The sequence below is a fragment of the Cellulomonas sp. P5_C6 genome, assembly GCF_054049635.1.
In genome coordinates this window covers 1-2,564 of the sequence record NZ_JBFULZ010000314.1, presented here as the reverse complement: position 1 = coordinate 2,564, position 2,564 = coordinate 1, and the positions used below count along the sequence as shown (strand labels likewise).

General features: G+C 72.5%; 2 protein-coding genes. One reads left to right on the top strand and one right to left on the bottom strand.

Going from position 1 to position 2,564, the window contains the following annotated elements; genetic code table 11:
- Nucleotides 1-1,922: excinuclease ABC subunit UvrC (gene uvrC / locus ACXJKG_RS20610; protein ID WP_456847587.1), on the bottom strand; the 1,922-nt coding region annotated here is incomplete at its 3' end.
- Between the two features lie 73 nt (nt 1,923-1,995).
- Here uvrC and ACXJKG_RS20605 point away from each other — a divergent pair.
- Nucleotides 1,996-2,502: an OsmC family protein gene (locus tag ACXJKG_RS20605; RefSeq protein ID WP_456847586.1), complete on the top strand. Its 507-nt coding sequence runs from the start codon at nt 1,996-1,998 to the stop codon at nt 2,500-2,502.
- Nucleotides 2,503-2,564: the final 62 nt, after the last annotated feature.

The window sequence follows — 2,564 nt, the reverse complement described above, 5'->3', positions numbered from 1 at the left end:
CCCATGCCCTGCACCGAGGCGATCTCCGCGGCCGAGGCCGCCCGCAGGCGCTTGACGGACCCGAAGTGCCGGAGCAGCGCCGCCTGCCGGGCGGGCCCCAGGCCGGGCACGCCGTCGAGCACGGACGTCGTCATGCCCTTGCTGCGGCGCTTGCGGTGCGCCGTGATCGCGAACCGGTGGGCCTCGTCGCGCAGCCGCTGCAGCAGGTAGAGCCCCTCGGAGCTGCGCTGCAGGATGACCGGGTACTCCTCCCCCGGCAGCCACACCTCCTCGAGCCGCTTGGCCAGTCCGCACAGCGCGACGTCGTCGATGCCCAGCTCGGCCATCGCCGCGGCGGCCGCCGCGACCTGCGGGGGTMCGCCGTCGACCACGATCAGGTTGGGCGGGTACGCGAACCGCACGGGCTTGCCCGTGACCTCGTCGATCGGGCCGGAGCGCAGCGGCTGGTCGTCGTCGTCCTCCCCGATGCCCAGCTCGACGTCCCGGGCGTCCGCACGGTCAGCCAGGTACCGGCGGAACCGGCGCGTGATGACCTCGTGCATCGCCGCGGTGTCGTCCCGGGCGCCCTGGCCCTCCGGGCCGCGGACCGTGAACAGCCGGTACTCGCTCTTGCGGGCGAGCCCGTCCTCGAACACCACCATCGACGCCGACTGGTAGGTGCCCTGGTTGTGCGAGACGTCGTAGCACTCGATGCGCAGCGGCGCCGACGGCAGGTCGAGCGCCTCCTGGATCTCCTGCAGCGCCTGGCTGCGGGTGGTCAGGTCGCCCGCCCGGCGCGTGCGGTGCAGCACCAGCGCGTGCTCCGCGTTGCGGTGCACCGTCTCCGCCAGCTCGCGCTTGTCGCCGCGCTGCGGCACCCGCACGGAGACCTTGCTCCCGCGCAGCCCGGTCAACCACGCCTGCACCTGGTCCACGTCGGGCGGCAGCACCGGCACCAGCACCTCGCGCGGGACCGCCGACGAGCCCGGGTCTCCGTCCCCCGACGCCTCGTTGCCGTAGATCTGCTGGAGGAGGTGCTCGACGAGCTCCGCGTCCGTGACGTCCTCGACCTTCTCGACGACCCAGCCGCGCTGGCCTCGGATGCGCCCGTCGCGGACGTGGAACACCTGGACCGCCGCCTCGAGCTCGTCGCCGGACAGCGCGAAGATGTCCGCGTCCGTGCCGTCGGCCAGCACCACGGCGTTCTTCTCGGTGGCGCGCTCCAGGGTCGCGATGTCGTCGCGGAGGCGTGCCGCACGCTCGTACTCGAGCTCGCTCGCCGCCTCCTTCATGCGGGCCGTCAGCCGGCGCGTGAACTTCGCCGTGTCGCCCGCCATGAAGTCGCAGAAGTCCTGCGCGAGCTGGTGGTGGTCGTCCGGCGAGATGCGGCCGACGCACGGCGCCGAGCACTTGTCGATGTAGCCGAGCAGGCACGGGCGCCCCTGCTGGTGCGCGCGCTTGAAGACCCCCGACGAGCAGGTCCGGACCGGGAACACGCGCAGCAGCAGGTCGACCGTCTCCCGGATCGCCCACGCGTGCGCGTACGGACCGAAGTAGCGCGTGCCCTTGCGCTTGGCGCCCCGCATGACCTGGATGCGCGGGAACTCGTCCGCCATGGTCACCGCCAGGTACGGGTACGACTTGTCGTCCCGGTACTTCACGTTGAACCGCGGGTCGAACTCCTTGATCCACGAGTACTCGAGCGCCAGCGCCTCGACCTCGGTGCCGACGACCGTCCACTGCACCGACGCCGCCGACGTCACCATCTGCTGGGTGCGCGGGTGCAGGCCGGCGAGGTCCTGGAAGTAGCTGGACAGCCGCGGGCGCAGGCTCTTGGCCTTGCCCACGTAGATGACGCGGCCGTGCTCGTCGCGGAAGCGGTAGACCCCCGGCGAGTCCGGGATCTCCCCGGGCGCGGGACGGTACGTGGCGGGATCAGCCATGGGTTCGAGCCTAGTTCGCACCACCGACGCCGCCGACCGCACGCGGCCTTGCCGACGCCGATACCGTGGACCGATGGGCCCCCTGCACACGTACTCCGTCGACGTCACCTGGACCGGCGCCGGCGCCACCGGGACGTCGAGCTACACCGCGTACAGCCGTGACCACGAGGTGCGGATCGGCTCGAAGCCGCCGCTGCTCGGCTCGTCCGACCCCTCGTTCCGTGGGGACCCGTCCCGGTACAACCCCGAGGAGCTGCTGGTCAGCGCGCTGGCGCAGTGCCACATGCTCTGGTTCCTGCACCTCGCGTCCGCCGCCGGTGTCGTCGTCGTCGGCTACGAGGACCAGGCCGTGGGGACCATGCGCATCGAGTCGGCCGGGCACGGCCAGTTCCGCGAGGTCGTCCTGCGACCGCGGGTCACGGTCGCCTCCGGTGCCCACCTGCCCGACGGCGGGGCCGTCACCGACGGGGTCCTGTCCGGTATCCATCACCAGGCGCACGAGCACTGCTTCAYCTCGCGGTCCGTGAACTTCCCCGTCCGGCACGAGCCCGTCCCGGTCCGGATGGCCGTCGCGACCTGACGGCCGGTCCGTCCCCGCGGTCCCGAACCTCACGGCCGACGCAGGCTCGGTCACCGGCGACC